The sequence below is a fragment of the Paenibacillus sp. J31R34 genome (assembly GCF_059383715.1).
This window is the reverse complement of record NZ_JBXENU010000007.1, coordinates 94,516-110,868: the sequence shown is the minus strand read 5'-3', so window position 1 is coordinate 110,868 and position 16,353 is coordinate 94,516. Positions and strand designations below refer to the sequence as shown.

The 16,353-nt window shown below is 44.1% G+C and carries 14 protein-coding genes; 10 read left to right on the top strand and 4 right to left on the bottom strand.

Going from position 1 to position 16,353, the window contains the following annotated elements; all coding sequences use genetic code 11:
- Positions 1 to 20 precede the first annotated feature (20 nt).
- On the bottom strand, positions 21 to 1,238 hold the full coding sequence (gene mtnK / locus AC50YG_RS19830) for an S-methyl-5-thioribose kinase (RefSeq protein ID WP_473762378.1): 1,218 nt from the start codon (positions 1,236 to 1,238) through the stop codon (positions 21 to 23).
- Positions 1,239 to 1,433: 195 nt separating this feature from the next.
- Here mtnK and AC50YG_RS19825 point away from each other — a divergent pair, with 195 nt between their 5' ends.
- The 6 genes from AC50YG_RS19825 (at position 1,434) to sufB (ending at position 7,378) form a co-directional block, all read left to right on the top strand.
- Positions 1,434 to 2,021 (top strand): DUF1802 family protein, encoded by a 588-nt coding sequence (locus AC50YG_RS19825; RefSeq protein WP_494828944.1) that lies wholly within the window; start codon positions 1,434 to 1,436, stop codon positions 2,019 to 2,021.
- A gap of 186 nt (positions 2,022 to 2,207) precedes the next feature.
- Positions 2,208 to 2,987 carry a Fe-S cluster assembly ATPase SufC gene (gene sufC / locus AC50YG_RS19820; RefSeq protein ID WP_046228741.1) on the top strand — a complete coding sequence of 260 codons (780 nt, stop codon included), beginning with the start codon at positions 2,208 to 2,210 and terminating at the stop codon, positions 2,985 to 2,987.
- A gap of 21 nt (positions 2,988 to 3,008) precedes the next feature.
- Complete coding sequence (sufD, locus tag AC50YG_RS19815) at positions 3,009 to 4,316, top strand: Fe-S cluster assembly protein SufD (RefSeq protein WP_473761940.1); 1,308 nt, start codon at positions 3,009 to 3,011, stop codon at positions 4,314 to 4,316.
- Positions 4,313 to 5,539, top strand: a complete 1,227-nt coding sequence (locus AC50YG_RS19810) for a cysteine desulfurase (RefSeq protein WP_473761937.1) — start codon at positions 4,313 to 4,315, stop codon at positions 5,537 to 5,539. The genes sufD and AC50YG_RS19810 overlap by 4 nt, the downstream gene beginning before the upstream one ends.
- Positions 5,526 to 5,951: a Fe-S cluster assembly sulfur transfer protein SufU gene (gene sufU, locus AC50YG_RS19805; protein WP_341281669.1), complete on the top strand. Its 426-nt coding sequence runs from the start codon at positions 5,526 to 5,528 to the stop codon at positions 5,949 to 5,951. The genes AC50YG_RS19810 and sufU overlap by 14 nt, the downstream gene beginning before the upstream one ends.
- Positions 5,952 to 5,980: 29 nt before the next feature.
- Complete coding sequence (gene sufB, locus AC50YG_RS19800) at positions 5,981 to 7,378, top strand: Fe-S cluster assembly protein SufB (protein ID WP_473761935.1); 1,398 nt, start codon at positions 5,981 to 5,983, stop codon at positions 7,376 to 7,378.
- Positions 7,379 to 7,470: 92 nt separating this feature from the next.
- Here sufB and AC50YG_RS19795 read toward each other — a convergent pair whose 3' ends face one another.
- The gene (locus tag AC50YG_RS19795) at positions 7,471 to 8,526 is read right to left on the bottom strand and encodes an HD-GYP domain-containing protein (RefSeq protein WP_494828940.1); all 1,056 of its coding nucleotides are present in this window, start codon (positions 8,524 to 8,526) and stop codon (positions 7,471 to 7,473) included.
- 206 nt (positions 8,527 to 8,732) lie between these two features.
- The gene (locus AC50YG_RS19790; RefSeq protein ID WP_494829370.1) at positions 8,733 to 9,485 is read right to left on the bottom strand and encodes a molybdenum cofactor biosynthesis protein; all 753 of its coding nucleotides are present in this window, start codon (positions 9,483 to 9,485) and stop codon (positions 8,733 to 8,735) included.
- Positions 9,486 to 9,625: 140 nt separating this feature from the next.
- Here AC50YG_RS19790 and AC50YG_RS19785 point away from each other — a divergent pair, with 140 nt between their 5' ends.
- The 3 genes from AC50YG_RS19785 (at position 9,626) to yfkAB (ending at position 13,571) form a co-directional block, all read left to right on the top strand.
- On the top strand, positions 9,626 to 11,080 hold the full coding sequence (locus AC50YG_RS19785; protein WP_494828938.1) for a bifunctional metallophosphatase/5'-nucleotidase: 1,455 nt from the start codon (positions 9,626 to 9,628) through the stop codon (positions 11,078 to 11,080).
- Between the two features lie 68 nt (positions 11,081 to 11,148).
- The gene (locus AC50YG_RS19780) at positions 11,149 to 12,273 is read left to right on the top strand and encodes an HD-GYP domain-containing protein (RefSeq protein WP_473761931.1); all 1,125 of its coding nucleotides are present in this window, start codon (positions 11,149 to 11,151) and stop codon (positions 12,271 to 12,273) included.
- Positions 12,274 to 12,407: 134 nt separating this feature from the next.
- Positions 12,408 to 13,571 carry a radical SAM/CxCxxxxC motif protein YfkAB gene (gene yfkAB, locus AC50YG_RS19775; protein WP_473761928.1) on the top strand — a complete coding sequence of 388 codons (1,164 nt, stop codon included), beginning with the start codon at positions 12,408 to 12,410 and terminating at the stop codon, positions 13,569 to 13,571.
- 903 nt (positions 13,572 to 14,474) lie between these two features.
- Here the strand turns inward: yfkAB and AC50YG_RS19770 are convergent.
- A complete protein-coding gene (locus AC50YG_RS19770; RefSeq protein WP_494828935.1) occupies positions 14,475 to 15,350 on the bottom strand; it encodes a transposase in 876 nt (291 codons plus the stop codon).
- A 260-nt stretch (positions 15,351 to 15,610) separates the two neighbouring features.
- Between AC50YG_RS19770 and AC50YG_RS19765 the strand changes: the two genes are divergently transcribed.
- On the top strand, positions 15,611 to 16,291 hold the full coding sequence (locus AC50YG_RS19765; protein ID WP_473761923.1) for an HAD family hydrolase: 681 nt from the start codon (positions 15,611 to 15,613) through the stop codon (positions 16,289 to 16,291).
- Positions 16,292 to 16,353: the final 62 nt, after the last annotated feature.

The window sequence follows — 16,353 nt, the reverse complement described above, 5'->3', positions numbered from 1 at the left end:
CGAAACATAAGGATTTATTTTTAAGCGTGTTTTGCCGTTGCGGACAAAACAATATCAATTGCTTGCTCTATTGTAATCGCCTGGCGGTTCAGGTGAATGAGCGAGGTGCCGATTTCGAGTGCCAGGCGCTGTGCTTTCTCGCGCTCCGCAGCATTCTCAATGCGGTCGATATCCGCAACATGGGCAAGGCCTACAATGCGTCGTACCATTTTGCAGCCAGCGAAGCCGATCGAGTCCTGAAGCAGCTTGTTCATGTAATATTGCTTGTAGCCTGGTGCGCTTGATGCTAGTCGATCCACGTTATGCTCATCCCACAAAGCGCCAAATTTGTTCTCAAATTTGGTCCAAATCTCGCGTACGCTGCCAAGCAGGTAGCTGCGGAAATCGGCAAGCTCTGCCTCGTCTTTGATCCAGTGGGCTTGTCCCGCATAATTGAGCAGCAGGTTGGCAATAACTGCACCTACGTCAAAGCCAATAGGACCGTAATAAGCAAATTCAGGATCGATCACTTTCGTGGACTGTGCTGTAACAAATACGCTGCCGGTATGTAGATCGCCGTGGAGCAGCGCCTGGGCATTCGTCAAAAACTTGCTGCGCAAAATAGCGACTTCAAGATGAAGGGCATCATCCGTGCGAAGTGCTTCAGCGGCATCAGCGATCGCTGCTTCAAAGTTATTGTTTGGCGAATCGGTATAAGGATCATCAAAAATCAAATCTTCGGTTATTTTGCACAAATCAGGGTTAATAAATGCTTTGACGCGTTCTTTCTTATCCTGCTGGTTCATGCCCAAATCGGAAGTGTAAAAGAGTGTATTCGCCATAAAGGTGGAAATGTCCTCGGCAAATTTCGGATATTGGTTGCCGTCTACGAGGCCCTGGCGCATAATCACGTGGTCGCTGAGATCCTCCATTACCGTAAGGGCAAGCTCTGCGTCATATTGATAGACGGTTGGCACAAGTCCCGGAGCTAGCTCATTTTGCAAAATCAGCGCTTCGCTCTCAATGCGCGCCCGGTCAAGCGTAAGCGGCCATGATTCTCCGACAACCTTAGCGTAAGGGAGCGCTTGTTTGACAATCAGCCCTTTACCGCTTGCTGGATCGGTAATGTGGAATACCAAATTCAAATTGCCATCGCCGATCTCACGGGACGCAAGCTCAGCCCCAGCAGGGAAAAAGTCAGGTATGGAGCGGGAAAATTCAATAGCTTCTTGCTCGGTTAAAGGATGATAAGCAGACAGTTTGTCCACCTCCGACTGTATTTTTCAAAATATAAGCATTTCTATATGCTTAGTATATCGAATATTATTTCGACTTGGAATACCTACAAATGATAACAAATGATATAATGTTACGTAAAGTAGGCAAGGATTTTGTCCGCTAAGCGCGAATGGCAACGAAGGGATTGGCGGATCTGCTGGAGTGGAGGAATTGGCATGAGTAACAGCATGACGCGGGAGCCGGTCGCTCTGAAGGAGTGGGCTGTAACCGTTAACGCATTGCGTGATGGCGAGCTTATTATGGTTTTGCGCAAAGGCGGAATTGAAGAGGAAACACGTGATTTTCAATTGGTTAGCAAAGGCTTCTACTTAATGCCTGCATATGAGCATCAGAAGGAGCATCTGCTTAAGGCGCCGTATCAAGGCAGGATCGAAGGTATAATGGAAGGCTGGTCGCCTGATATGGATAGCATTACGCTTGGCGCCTATGCGGAAGCCATTCATGATATCGAGATCAACGATCAGGAAACGCTTGACCGGCTGCGGGAATTTCATATTTGGACGGATAAATTTTCCGAAGAAAGGCTAAAATGGAAGCGGACGAAGCCGTTGCATTTGCTGCTGCTTCGCGTATACCGGCTTGCAGAGCCTGCTGAATTAGAAATGTTCCCTGCCTATACGGGCTGCAAATCTTGGGTAAAGCTTGAAAGGGATCTAGCTGATGCTGCAATGGTTCCCGTATTATCCGATGAGGAATTTGCGTCGCAAGTGGCCCAAATTCAAGCTGCGCTGTGCCAGCAATAGAGATAAAGGCCGATTTATGGCGGTTTCTTGTACATTGAGTGGTCTTAGCGTTGCTTTATAACAAAACTTATAATAAAATGATTATTGAGAAGACATTGAGAATTATATTGAATCACATTATAATAGAAGCTTTTTTGATTATAGGTGATTAGGTAAATAGACCAACCATGGAGGGATCAGCATATTATGGCAACGCATTTTGTCATTGATGGCCTGAAAGCGGCTATCGAAGGAAAAGAGATTTTGAAAGGCATTAACCTTGAAATCAAAGGCGGAGAAATCCACGCGATTATGGGACCAAACGGTACTGGTAAAAGTACGCTGGCTTCCGCTTTGATGGGCCACCCGAAATATGAAGTAACAGAAGGCAGCGCATTTTTGGATGGAGAAGACCTGCTTGAAATGGGCGTAGATGAGAGAGCACGCGCAGGGCTGTTCCTTGCTATGCAATATCCAAGCGAAATTCCTGGCGTAACGAATTCCGATTTCTTGCGCAGTGCGATTAACGCTCGTCGTGAGGAAGGCAGCGAGATTTCCCTCATTAAATTCATTCGCCAAATGGAAGGCAAAATGAAAGCTTTGGAAATGAACCCTGAGTTTGCACATCGTTACCTGAACGAAGGCTTCTCGGGCGGCGAGAAAAAACGTAATGAGATTTTGCAAATGACGCTGCTTGATCCGAAAATCGTCGTTCTTGACGAGATTGACTCGGGTCTTGACATCGATGCCTTGAAAATCGTATCCAAAGGCGTTAACGAAATGCGCTCCGAAGATCGCGGTTTCCTAATTATTACTCACTATCAGCGTTTGCTGAACTATATTACACCTGATTTTGTACACGTAATGATGCAAGGCCGCATTGTGAAGTCCGGTGGTCCTGAGCTTGCTGAGCGTTTGGAAAATGAAGGTTATGACTGGGTTAAAGAAGAACTGGGCATCGTGGACGAAACGGTTGGCCAGGCCTAAGCGGAGAAAGGGGTATAACGGATGAGTACACAACTATCGACTCCGACGGACCGCCAATCTGCAGAAGCTTTGTCCCGTAGCAAAAACGAGCCTAATTGGCTGGTTGATTTGCGCGGCGAAGCAGCTGAGCTTGCTGGTACATTAGAATGGCCAAAGCCGGAGAAAGTCAAAATTGAACGCTGGAACCTGACAGCTGTAGGCAGCTACGATCAGGCAGCTCCAGCAAATGCACTAACCGATTTGCCAGAAGTTGTACGTGAATTGGTTTCTGAAGGCACTGAAAACCTCGTTATTCAGCAAAACTCAAGTCCGGTATGGACGCAGCTATCTGCTGAACTGGCAGCTAAGGGCGTTATTTTTACCGATTTGGAGACAGCTTGCAAGGAGCATGGCGATCTTGTGAAGCCTTACTTGTTCCAAGCGGTTGCCAAGGATGAGGACAAATTAACAGCTTTGCATGCAGCATTGTGGAATGGCGGCGTATTCGTATACGTTCCTCGCAATGTAGAGGTGGAAATTCCACTGCAGGCTATTCTATTTAATACAAAAGCAGAGGCTTCCTTTGCACCGCATATCGTAATCGTAGCAGAGAGCAACAGCCGCGTTACTTATGTCGATTATGTCGTTACTGAGCCAGGTGCTGTTACTGAGCCTTTCGTCTACCACTCCGTAGTCGAGGTTTATGTAAAAGCAGGCGCTCACGTTCGTTTCGGTTCCATTCATCATCTTGGTGGCAGCGGAGTGGATCTGACCGTTCGCCGCGCTATTATTGAAAATGATGGCGTGATGGAATGGGTACTCGGCGATTTGAGCGATGGCTCTACGCTTTCAGATACGAAGTCCGTGCTGAAAGGCAACGGTTCGCAGTCTGATGCTAAAGTAATCAGCATCGGCAAAAACGCTCAGCAAATGAGCTTGACGACGCAGGCTGTACATTTTGGCCTTCGTTCGGACAGCAACATGGTTACACGTGCAGTGATGAAGGATTCGGCTTCGGCAATTATTAACGGCATCACTAAAATCGAGAAGGGCGCTACGAAAGCTAATGGCGTTCAAACCGAAAAAGTGTTGATGCTTAGCCCGAAAGCACGCGGTGACGCGAACCCGATTTTGCTAATTGATGAAGATGATGTTACAGCAGGCCATGCAGCGAGCGTTGGGCAGGTCAATCCTGAGCAGGTTTATTATCTGATGTCGCGCGGTATTAGCAAGCAGAATGCGGAACGCCTTGTAATCTACGGCTTCCTTGCACCTGTAGTATCTGAAATTCCGATCGATGCGGTACGCGAACAGCTTGAGAAATTGCTTGTGCGGAAGCTCGAAGGATGAATATAGCAGCAATTCGGGAGCAGTTCCCGATTTTGCATCAAGAGATAAATGGGCATCCGCTCGTTTATCTGGACAGCGCGGCATCTTCCCAGAAGCCGCGCTCCGTCATTGATGCGATTAATCGCTATTATGAGATGGACCACTCCAATGTGCATAGAGGCGTTCATACGCTTGGTTCGCGGGCGACTGACGCTTATGAGGGCGCAAGGGAGAAAGTGGCTTCTTTTCTGAACGCGGCACTGCCGGAAGAAATTATTTTTACGCGGGGTACGACAACCGCGCTGAATTTAGTTGCTTCAAGCTATGCCAGAAACGTATGTAAACCTGGCGACGAAATCGTTATTACGCAAATGGAGCATCACAGCAATCTCATCCCGTGGCAGCAGGTTGCGAAAGCAACCGGCGCGACGCTGAAATATATTCCGCTTCAGCCAGATGGTTCATTCACGCTGGCCGATGCTGAGCTATCGATTACAGCGAATACGAAGGTCGTTGCGATGACTTATGTATCGAATGTGCTTGGCATCGTCAACCCCGTTAAGGAGGTTGCAGCTATTGCGCATCGCAATGGCGCCGTAATGGTTGTGGATGGCGCACAAAGCACGCCGCATATGCGTGTGGATGTACGTGATTTAGATTGTGATTTTTATGCTTTCTCGGGCCATAAAATGTGCGGTCCGACAGGGATTGGCGCCTTATATGGCAAGAAGGCGCTGCTCTCCAAGATGGAGCCTATCGAATTCGGCGGAGAAATGATCGACTATGTTGACTTGTATGAGTCAACATGGAAGGACATTCCGTACCGTTTCGAAGGCGGGACACCGATTATTGCGAACGCCGTAGGGCTGGGCGCAGCAATCGATTTTCTGCAAGAGGTCGGCATGGATGAGATTGACAAGCATCAGCGTCAACTGGCGGCATATGCTTATGACCGATTATCAGAGCTTGAAGGGGTTACGATATATGGCCCTAAGGCAGATCGTGCTGGTCTCGTTACGTTTAATTTGGGCGACGTGCATCCACATGATGTGGCGACAGTTCTTGATACGGAAGGCATTGCCGTTCGGGCTGGGCATCATTGCTGCCAGCCGCTTATGCGTTTTCTGAACGTTTCTTCGACAGCCAGAGCAAGCTTTTATTTATATAATACCGAGCAGGAAGTTGATCAGCTCATTGCTGGACTGCTCAAAACAAAGGAGTTCTTCGGTCATGCAATTGGATGATTTATACCGTAGAGTCATCATGGATCACTATAAAAATCCACGCAACCATGGAACATTGGAAGCCGATGCCGTTACGATTAAACTGAACAACCCGACCTGCGGCGACAGCATTGCACTCCAGCTTCAGGTGGAGAACGGTTTAGTCACAGACGCGAAGTTTAGCGGAGAAGGCTGTTCCATCAGCCTGAGCTCTGCCTCCATGATGACGGAAGTCGTTAAAGGAAAAACATTCGATCAGGCGCTGGAGCTAGCGGATAAATTTTCTTCCCTAATGAAAGGTGAACCAGTCGAATTTGAAGGTTATGAGGACATTGAGGCGTTGTCTGGTGTCAATAAGTTCCCAGCACGAATTAAATGTGCCACCCTTTCGTGGAACGCTTTGCGTAAAGGAATCGAACAACAGCAAGATTAACATCATTATGAAAGAGGAGAGTGAATACGATGGCTAAAACAATGCCGGAAATGGAAGAGTATAAGTATGGTTTCCGCGATGAGCATAAGTCGATTTTCCAATCAGGAAAAGGCTTGACGCCTGAAATCGTTCGCACTATTTCGGAAATGAAGGGCGAGCCGGAATGGATGCTCGATTTTCGTCTGAAATCACTGGAGCAGTTCAACAAAATGCCAATGCCTGATTGGGGCGGCAACATGGATGATCTGGATTTCAATGATATTCAATATTATGTAAAGCCTTCTGAGAAGCAAGGCAAGACGTGGGAAGAGGTTCCTGCTGAAATTAAAGAAACGTTTGACAAGCTTGGTATCCCTGAAGCGGAGCAAAAGTTTCTTGCGGGTGTATCCGCACAGTATGAATCAGAGGTTGTTTATCACAGCATGCAAGAGGATCTGGAAAAGCAAGGCGTATTGTTCACTGATATGGATACAGCGCTTCGTGAACATCCTGAAATTTTGCGTGAATATTTCAGCACAATCATCCCACCGAATGATAATAAATTCGCTGCTTTGAACAGTGCGGTTTGGTCCGGAGGCAGCTTTATTTATGTACCAAAAGGCGTAAAATGCGAAGTTCCGCTGCAAGCCTATTTCCGGATTAACTCCGAAAACATGGGACAATTTGAGCGTACACTGATCGTTGCTGACGAAGATAGCTTCGTTCACTACGTTGAAGGCTGTACAGCTCCAGTCTACAGCACTAACTCACTGCATAGCGCCGTCGTTGAAATCTTGGTTAAGAAAAATGCCCGCGTTCGTTATACAACGATTCAAAACTGGGCACCAAACATTTTTAACCTCGTTACTAAACGTGCAGTTGCTGATGAAAACGCGACAATGGAATGGGTAGATGGCAACATCGGCTCTAAATTGACGATGAAATATCCTGCTGTTGTGCTTCGTGGCCGCGGTGCGAAAGGTATGGTATTATCAATCGCAGTTGCTGGTAAAAACCAGCACCAGGATGCAGGCGCGAAAATGATTCACCTTGCTCCAGATACGACCTCGACAATTGTTTCCAAGTCGATCAGTAAGCATGGCGGTAAAGTAACTTACCGTGGTCTTGCTTCATTCGGTCGTAATTCAGATGGTGCGAAATCTAATATTAAATGTGATACATTGATTTTGGATAATGAATCCACTTCGGATACGATTCCTTACAATGAGATCATGAACGATAACATTACTTTGGAGCATGAAGCAACAGTATCCAAAGTTTCCGAGGATCAATTGTTCTATCTGATGAGCCGTGGCTTGTCGGAAGCGGAAGCGACACAAATGATCGTTATGGGCTTTATCGAACCGTTCACGAAAGAGCTGCCGATGGAATATGCGGTAGAAATGAACCGTCTCATCAAGTTTGAGATGGAAGGTTCTATCGGTTAAGCAAACATGCTTAACAACTTAAACGAATAAACGACAAAAATGCCTGTTTCCTCACTGGTTGGTTTCAATCAGCTAAGGGAACAGGCATTTTGTTATACGAAAATTTCTTTGATTTTGAGATGACGTTCAACGGTCAAATCAATAAATTCATGATTGATTTGCAGCAGTGGCCTGAAAAACTCGGTTGGGTGTGTCATGACGATAATTCCGGTCTCGCCGGTTTCCAAATAAGCTTTTTTTCCAATGAAGTTGGGGATCATATGCTTTATGAATGTATGTGTAATATGTGGATCTAGCTCTCTGAAGCTCAGCTTGTAAAGTTCCTTCAATACATAAAACAAATCGCGTTTTTTCTGATAAACTCGTTCGGAAATCATAGCGCTATAAATATCGACAACCGAGATAAGCTTGGAAACAGGCTCAATTTGGTCGCCATTAAGACCTTTCGGATAACCGCTGCCGTCATTACGCTCATGATGCTCAAGTGCACTTAAGGCAATGTAGCGTTCATCAAAGGATTTTTTTATAATGTCATAGCCATATGTCGTATGTTTTTTGATTTCATCGAACTCTTCCTTTGTAAGCTTACCGGGTTTGTTAAGAATAGTTTCAGGGATTTGACTTTTTCCGATATCATGAAGGAATCCGGCTTTACCAATTTGCACCGATTTTTTTACGGAGTAGCCGAGCCAGGTAGCCAGATAATAGGCCAGCATGCCCACTTGTACGGAGTGTTGGTACGTGTAGTCGTCTTTCGTGTTAAGCAGCAGAAGCATAGATACAACGTCTCGCTCCATATTAAGATGCTTAATTAGCGGCTGGAAGGCATCTTCGACTTCTTGCTCATTAATGGTCTGATCCTCGCTTGCCTTAGCAAAAAGATTATGAAAGCCTTGAATTGCATTATCATAATCCGGTTGTACAGAAGGAAGCCACTTGGGGTTAACGGTTTGCTCCAATGTGCGCTCCGGCAAATTAACAATAGAGACAGATTCGACTTCAACATAATCAATTTGATGTTGAAGCAGCTTTGATATTTCTTTATTTTCCAGCAAGGTGCCTTTAGAAAGCACATGCAGACCGTATCCATTAAAGGTATCTTTTAATAAACGGTCTCCCGTTTTTAAATCAGTTACGTGAACCTTCATCGCTGCACCTCTATTGAATAGTTGATCACTTAAGTAGTATAGTAGCAATGATTTGAGGGTATGGCAATATGAGGGACTTTAATTTGAGTCTAAAGACCTACAAATTTCGACAAAAAACGCTCATTATTTATCTTGATAATGTTTTAAATAGTCTATAGACCTATTTTTAATGCTTTTGAATAGAAAATTTTTACAATCGCTTGGTATTAGGCTTCATCTGGAAAATTTGCTAGCGGCATATCAGGATTCCAAGGGCCAAGCTGATGGCCTTTCCACTCTGAACCATCCTCCCAAATTTCTTTTTTCCAGATCGGAACAATTTGCTTTAATCGTTCAATAGCGTACCGGCTGGCATCATAACAACTGGCTCGATGTGGTGAGGAGATCGCAATGACTACACTAATCTCTGCGATGTCGACAACGCCAAGCCGATGTGTAATAGCACACAAAGTCCCTGGCCACTTCTGTGCAAGCTCATCACCGATTTGCTTCATCATTTTAACAGCCATCGCTTCATAAGCTTCATATTCCAAGCGAACGGTACGCTGTCCTTTCGTCCATTCTCGCGTCGTTCCGACAAAGGCAAGGGAAGCACCATGCTCGGGAACAATAACTTTAGCTATAACCTCCTCCGTCGTAATTTTCTCATTAGTAAGCATGTACAATTGTTCTAAGGGGGAATTTTGTTCATCTTCATTAGATTCTTCTGCTTGTCCTCCCGAAACCGGGGGAAGAAGCGCAAGCTCATCAGAGGCGCTTACAATGCTGTCTTCATGAGCGTAAGCATGGTTGCAGGCAAGAAAAGAAATGCTTAAAATATCCGCTTGTTCGGGATAGGAAGCGATCAAATGCTTCTTCAGTTCTGCCACCGTCATATTTTGCTCAGCAGTCTCTATAATAAGAGAACGCACACCGAAGCGCTCTGACAAACCTGCAAATAAATCAATTTTCCATTCCATAATCATGTTATTTAACCTCACGTAATGATATAGGCGTACTATAACAGCATACCATAATCTATAGAAAAATGTTATGCTAAAGAGACAGTCTAAGACAGTTAGGCGACCGTTTATAACTTTTAAAATTAGGGGAGGCAGGCATGGGTTCCAAACTACGATTAGAGCAAAATATTGTTATTTTACACACCAATGATATTCATAGTCGCTTGGAAAATGCCGCACGAATTGCTTCCTATATAGCTGATCAACGTCGCGTTCATGGTAAGGACAACTTGTTAGTCCTCGATATCGGCGACCATATGGACAGAATGAGAAGTGAAACAGAGGGCAGTGATGGCTTAGTGAATGTCGCACTGCTTAATGAAGCAGGTTATGATGCGGTAACTATTGGTAATAATGAAGGACTAACTTATTCTAAGGAAAGATTGGCCGAGTTATATGGTAAACATGCCAAATTTGCTGTTTTAGGGGCGAATTTGTTGGATGCGGCAACGAACAAGCAGCCTTCGTGGCTGCTGCCTCATATTATTGTAAATAAAGGCCATTTAAAAATTGGTTTAATTGGTGTTACGGCAAATTTTACGGATTTTTATGTTTTGCTCGGTTGGAATGCAACGGACCCTTTCGAAGCTATTCAACAACAAGCGGAGCAAATGCGTAAAGATGTGGATTTGATAATCGTATTGTCACATCTAGGGCTGGCGAATGATGAACGGATGGCGCAAGAATTGACTGGAGTTGACTTGGTATTGGGTGCCCATACTCATCATTTGCTTGAGGAAGCACTGCAAGTCAAACACACTTCAATTTGCGCGGCCGGAAAATTTGGCGAGCATATCGGGCGTATCGAAATTTCGCAGGGGACTGCTGATGCAAAACCGCAATTTAAGGCGGCTTGTGTCCCGACTGCTGCTTTTGAAGAACACCCTGACGCTTCAGCTATTATCGCAAAACATAAAGAAGAAGGGCTCGCACGACTCAATCGTACAGTCGCGTATATAGATGAGCCTCTTTCGACAGCTATTGCGGCAGAGTCGCCGCTTGCCAATTTGCTTGCAGCGGGTCTAAAGAGACATACGGAAGCAGAAATCGCGATTGTCAATACCGGACAACTGCTAGGCGGCTTGCAGCAGGGAGAAGTAACTGCTGGACAATTGCATGCGTTATGCCCATCTCCAATAAATCCTTGCAAAATGCAGCTTACAGGCAGGCATATCAAGGAGGCTCTTGAGCAATCTCTCTTGCCGGAGTATACGGAAAAGCGAATTAAAGGTTATGGGTTTCGCGGCGAAGTATTAGGAACACTTGCTATAGATGGTCTTCAGGTTATTTTTGATTCTGAGCGGCCGCCACTGGACCGAATCGAGAAGATAATGGTCAATGGGCAACCTCTAATGGAAGAAAAATGGTATAATGTAGCTTCCATAGATATGTTCACTTTCCATATCGGCTATTTGTCATTAGGACAAGGAATCAATATTGTTTATTTTCTGCCGGAGTTTATTCGGGATGTATTGGCTGAATCATTGAAAGAAGAGGCTAATATTGCTGACTGCAAGCTGCCAAGGTGGAATAATCTAGCATCATCGATATAACATTTTTATTAATTTTATCCGATGTATTAATTAAGAAGAAACCACTCAGTCAAGGAAGGATCGAGAAAATGCGTTTGATGCCTATAACAAAGACTCAGCCCGGCATGCGATTGGCCAAAAAGATTTTCTCACATGATGGTTTAGTGCTGTTAGGGGAAAATGTTGAGCTGACCAGTCGGCTTATTACCCGGCTCAAACAATGTGGAATACAGTATATATATATTCTTGATCCGAAAACCGATGATATTACGATGCCAGAGATTATTCGCGAGGAAACGCTATTAGTTGCCTTGAAGGAAATACGTACGAATTTTCGTGATATGATGGATCGACCAAAGCGTAAAAAAGGGGTTACGTATCCGTATATTGGCCAAACCTTCAAACAAATGATGAATTTGATTATTGATGATTTGTCCGCACATAAGGATGCGATGATTATGCTGATGAATATGGGAACGGTAGATCATTATTTATATCAGCATTCTTTAAATGTGTGCGTCTACACGACCATTCTTGGCATAGCTTACAATTATTCACATGAAGAACTAATGACGCTCGGGATGGGGGCCTTGCTTCATGATATTGGAAAAACACAAATTCCAATCGATGTCCTCCAAAAACCTGGATCTTTAACCCCAGAAGAATTCATTATGATGAAGAATCACGCTCGTTTCGGCTTTGAGCTTTTAAAGGATGAGCCTAATCTGCCGCTTATTGTGGCTCATTGTGCTTATCAACATCATGAACGGCTGGATGGCAGCGGATATCCAAGAGGAATTAAAGGCAATGAAATTCATGAGTATGCAAAGTGGATTGGGTTAGTCGATTCGTATGACGCTATGACGACTAATCGAATATACCGCGCACCGATGCTTCCGCATCATGCTATTGAGCTTCTGTATGCAGGAACAGGAACTTTATACGAACAGCATATGGTACAGTTATTTCGGGATAAGGTAGCCATTTATCCGATTGGTATTATGGTGAAAATCAATACAGGCGAATCTGGTGTAGTAGTGGACTTTAATCATGCCTATCCGCATCGGCCCATTATTCGTATATTAAACAACGAGGCTGGGGAAGAACTTACTGTGCCTTATGAAATCGATATGTCCAAGCAGCTTAGCATTATGATTATAAGCGTAAATGATGAGCAAAATGATTTGCCTGCACTATCTGCTAAAAATGGGTAATTGCATGAGGAGCCTGCTATTGTGGGCTCTTTTTTCTTTTTTCATGTCCATTTTATTGCTTCTTTCGGGCTCGAACATTACAATGGTACTAGAAATTATACAATCGAAAGATGCAGAAATCAGGTGTTGATAAAATGAATACATTAAATGCTATAGCAACAAATCCGTTGGCTATGAATGGCAGCCCCAAGGTTTTGCCTCAGCTAACCCCAGTTAATGACCCATGGGATCCTATTCGTTCAATCCAGAAGTTCGGCAAGCATCAATTGACGAGCGTGGAAATGACGATTTCAAACTTATGCAATATGCGCTGCGAGCATTGCGCGGTTGGCGATACGCTAGTTATGTCGGAGCCGGCCAAATTGCCTTTAAAGGATATGCTCAAACGTTTGGATGAGGTTGAACATCTACAGACGATCAGCATTACTGGCGGAGAGCCCTCCTATTCGGCTAAAACGGTCAAGGAATATATGCTGCCGCTGCTTCAATATGCCAGAGATCGCGGCGTTCGTTCCCAAATCAACTCCAATGTAACTTTGCCTTTTAGTCGCTACGAGGCGATTATTCCTTATTTGGATGTCATGCACATTTCCTTTAACTACACGAATGCGGATGATTTTCACCAAGTAGGCTTTGCTAAAGCGGGGCATCAAGTTTCCTACGAAGCCTCGGTTAAGCTGTATGAGCGAATGATTGAAAATGCGCGTCTTCTAAGCAAAGCAGGCGTATTAGTTTCTGCCGAGTCTATGATTAACTTCCGTACACATGATAAAATCGATGAAATTCACCGACTGATTGTAGAAATGGGTTGCGAGCGACATGAAGTGCATCCTATGTATCCAAGTTCATTTGCTAAAGATTTGCCAGTCATCACCCCTGTGCAAATGCGTCAAGCGATTGAACGATTATTGGATAACCGGGACCCGTCAGTGTGGATGTTGTTTGGAACGCTGCCTTTTTATCAATGCAGCAATCATGCAGAGGAGCGTGCACTGCTTAGCCGCCTAGCTGCGGAGCCAAATGTCACAGTGCGCAATGACCCAGATGGGCGCAACCGCCTTAATGTCAATTTATTTACGGGGGAAGTATTCGTTACCGATTTTTCGGATGTCCCATCGTTTGGAAACATAGCAAGCTCTAAGCTGGATGACTTGTTCACAAAATGGCTGAATCATTCGCTAGCTCAAGACGTAAACTGCTATTGCCCTGCTGCCTCTTGCTGCGGCCCCAACTTACTGGTGAAGGACATGTACTATAAAGAAGTAGATTTCCACCAACGCACCGCCCGTTTCGACTAAAGTAGCTATTTATAAAAAAGCCAATAAAAATGACTGACGCCCCTTCGCGAGTGTCAGTCATTTTTGCGTGCTTGTATTCAAATAAAGGAAATATAAATTTCAGTGTATCATTCCCAAATACAGTGAATGTACGTTTATTACAGATCTGACATTCTGGATGGTGCCCTCACTGTAAATTTTGCTTTAGCCCATTATCCCCTTAGCTCAGAAAAACGACCGTAAAACCTATAATCTTCTAGACCAAAGACCAAAGACCAAAGACCAAAGACCAAAGACCAAAGACCATGGTCTTTGGAACGTGGAACGTGGAACGTGGAACGTGGAACGTGGAACGTGGAACGTAGAACGTAGAACGTAGAACGTAGAACGTAGAACGTAGAACGTAGAACGTAGAACATTAGTTCATTCAAGCAATGATTATATGGATCATTAGATTATAAGAATAATTTATGAAAATAGAAAAAGCTCAAAAGTACAAAAGCTCAAGAGCTCGTGCTTTGGGAGTGATGTACTTGTGGATTGGAGGAACTATAGAGGAGAGGAACAGATTTGTATTTTCGGTGGAGGATGGATGAATTAATTAAACTTGTTGTCAATAAAAAGCTTGAATTAAAATAGGGGAATGTTAACGAATATGATCATCAGTGGTTATAAAAATTAAATAGAAAACTCGTACCAAATCTAATATATTATTTGGCTAGTGAGAATAACGAACCTCTCAACATTTATGAAATATTGAATTGTGTGAAAAGAAAAACTCAATCTAATATTGCGTTATTTTAGTTCCTTGGAGTTTAAAACAACAGTAATAAGACCAGCCCCAACAAGGAGGAATAATTAGTTATGTAGGGATAAATTGTATTGATTTATGGTTACCGTATAATAATATAAAAGTTGGAGATGTTAAATTGCCAGCGGCAGTAGGGTGTTCTTTGATATTGGTCTGTTAAGACATAAAGATGTAAGTTTGTGTAAGAGGGAATGCTGATCTAGGTTGGGATTATTCAGGAAAAAGCAAATGTAATCAAGATAAGACTGCAAATGAAGAACGCCAACTCCCTTAAAACAGGCTTTTAATTTAATGATGGAATGTTTATATTGCCTTCTAAGAAATCTCGAATCTGCCATACGGTACAAAGGATGTATGATTATATCATTAGTACATGAATGGGTAACGTAGTTGCGTGTAAAGTCCATTACACCAGAGCGTAATAAGCGCCTTTCATTTAAATGAGCAGATGGGATAACCTTGAACTTAAAGTGCGATGCGGAGCAAAAGCTGGAAGAGCAGGCTATAACAATTGAAGATTCTTTAGATGAGTCATACTTAGGTGAATGTTGTTCTTTAGCATATATCTCTACTGCAGCTTTAATAACACCAGATAACTTTTCATGTTCATCGGCGTGGCTTATCAATTGACGAATTTTATGGAGCATGCTCCAGGCGGTTTTATAAGTTATTTGCAGAGCTAATGCTACTTGAGCCGCGTTAATCTGAATTTGGTGCAGGGAAATTAGAAACAACACAAGCAACCATTTGCGTATTGGTGTTCGGCTCTTGTCCATGAGAGTGCCAGCCGTTAATGTCGTCTGATGTCGGCAGGAATAGCACTGATATAAAATAGAGCAGCGCGAAGCAATTCTATAGGCTGAATGGTGATTGCAACGAGGGCAGCGAAAACCTGCTGGCCATTTAATTTTATACAAAAAGGAATAGCATGCTTCATCAGTGGAAAAGCAACTATCAAACTTTGCAATAGAATCAGAAATGGCTTGCATCGCGATCACCTCTCATTAATGAGAACTTATGTTCTTATTTTAACGAAGTTATCGCGTGAAGTCAAATGTTAGGTCGGTTGATAGAAAAAGTTTTCTGAGCTAAGGGGATAATGTCTGTAAGCAACAAAAACAGCAAAGCTATTTTAGGATAGAGTTCATTTTCGATAGAGAACCAATGATAGAATGAGCGGGGAGGGGAGTTGCGGGGGCTTTGCATAATTAGTATGATAAGGACACACAATTCGAGGAGGCACTTACATATGGCTGGAGCGAAATGGACGAAGCCGGAAGCGGTTATTTTTGATATGGATGGCACGTTGTTTGAGACGGATACACTGCTAGTATCTGTTCACGAGCGATTGTTTCAAACTCTGCGTGAAGAAGGACTTTACAATCAGCCAACACCGCCAATTGAGCGGCTGCTCAGCTGCCTCGGCATGTTGCTGGAAGATATATGGCGAAAAGTAATGCCTGATGGCTCAGAGGAGGCCCATAGGCGTGCTGATGAGCTCATGCTGCGCTATGAGCTGGAACAGCTGGAAGCAGGAGAAGGTAGATTGTATCCTCAAGCGGAGGAAATGTTGAAAAGGCTTAAGGGGCATGGTATCAAATTGTTCGTAGCCAGTAACGGACTGGAAGAATATGTGCGCGGGGTAGCGCGCTACAAGGGCATATACGATTTGTTCGACGGGTTGTATAGCGCAGGGGAATACCAGACGGCGACCAAAGTGGATTTGGTTGCTCAATTGTTGAATGACCATCAAATTGCAACGGCATGGATGGTTGGAGACCGTTCTTCTGATGTGGAAGCGGGAAAAGCAAATGGACTTAAAGTAATTGGCTGTGCTTATGCAAGCTATGGACGGGATACCGAACTTGTGGGAGCAGATGTGCTGATCGCCAAGTTGCCGGACATCGTTGATCTGTTGGTTGAGGGGTAAATGAAGTGAAATAATAAGAACCTGGAAATGGCGTCTATATGGACGTCAAAGCCAGGTTCTTT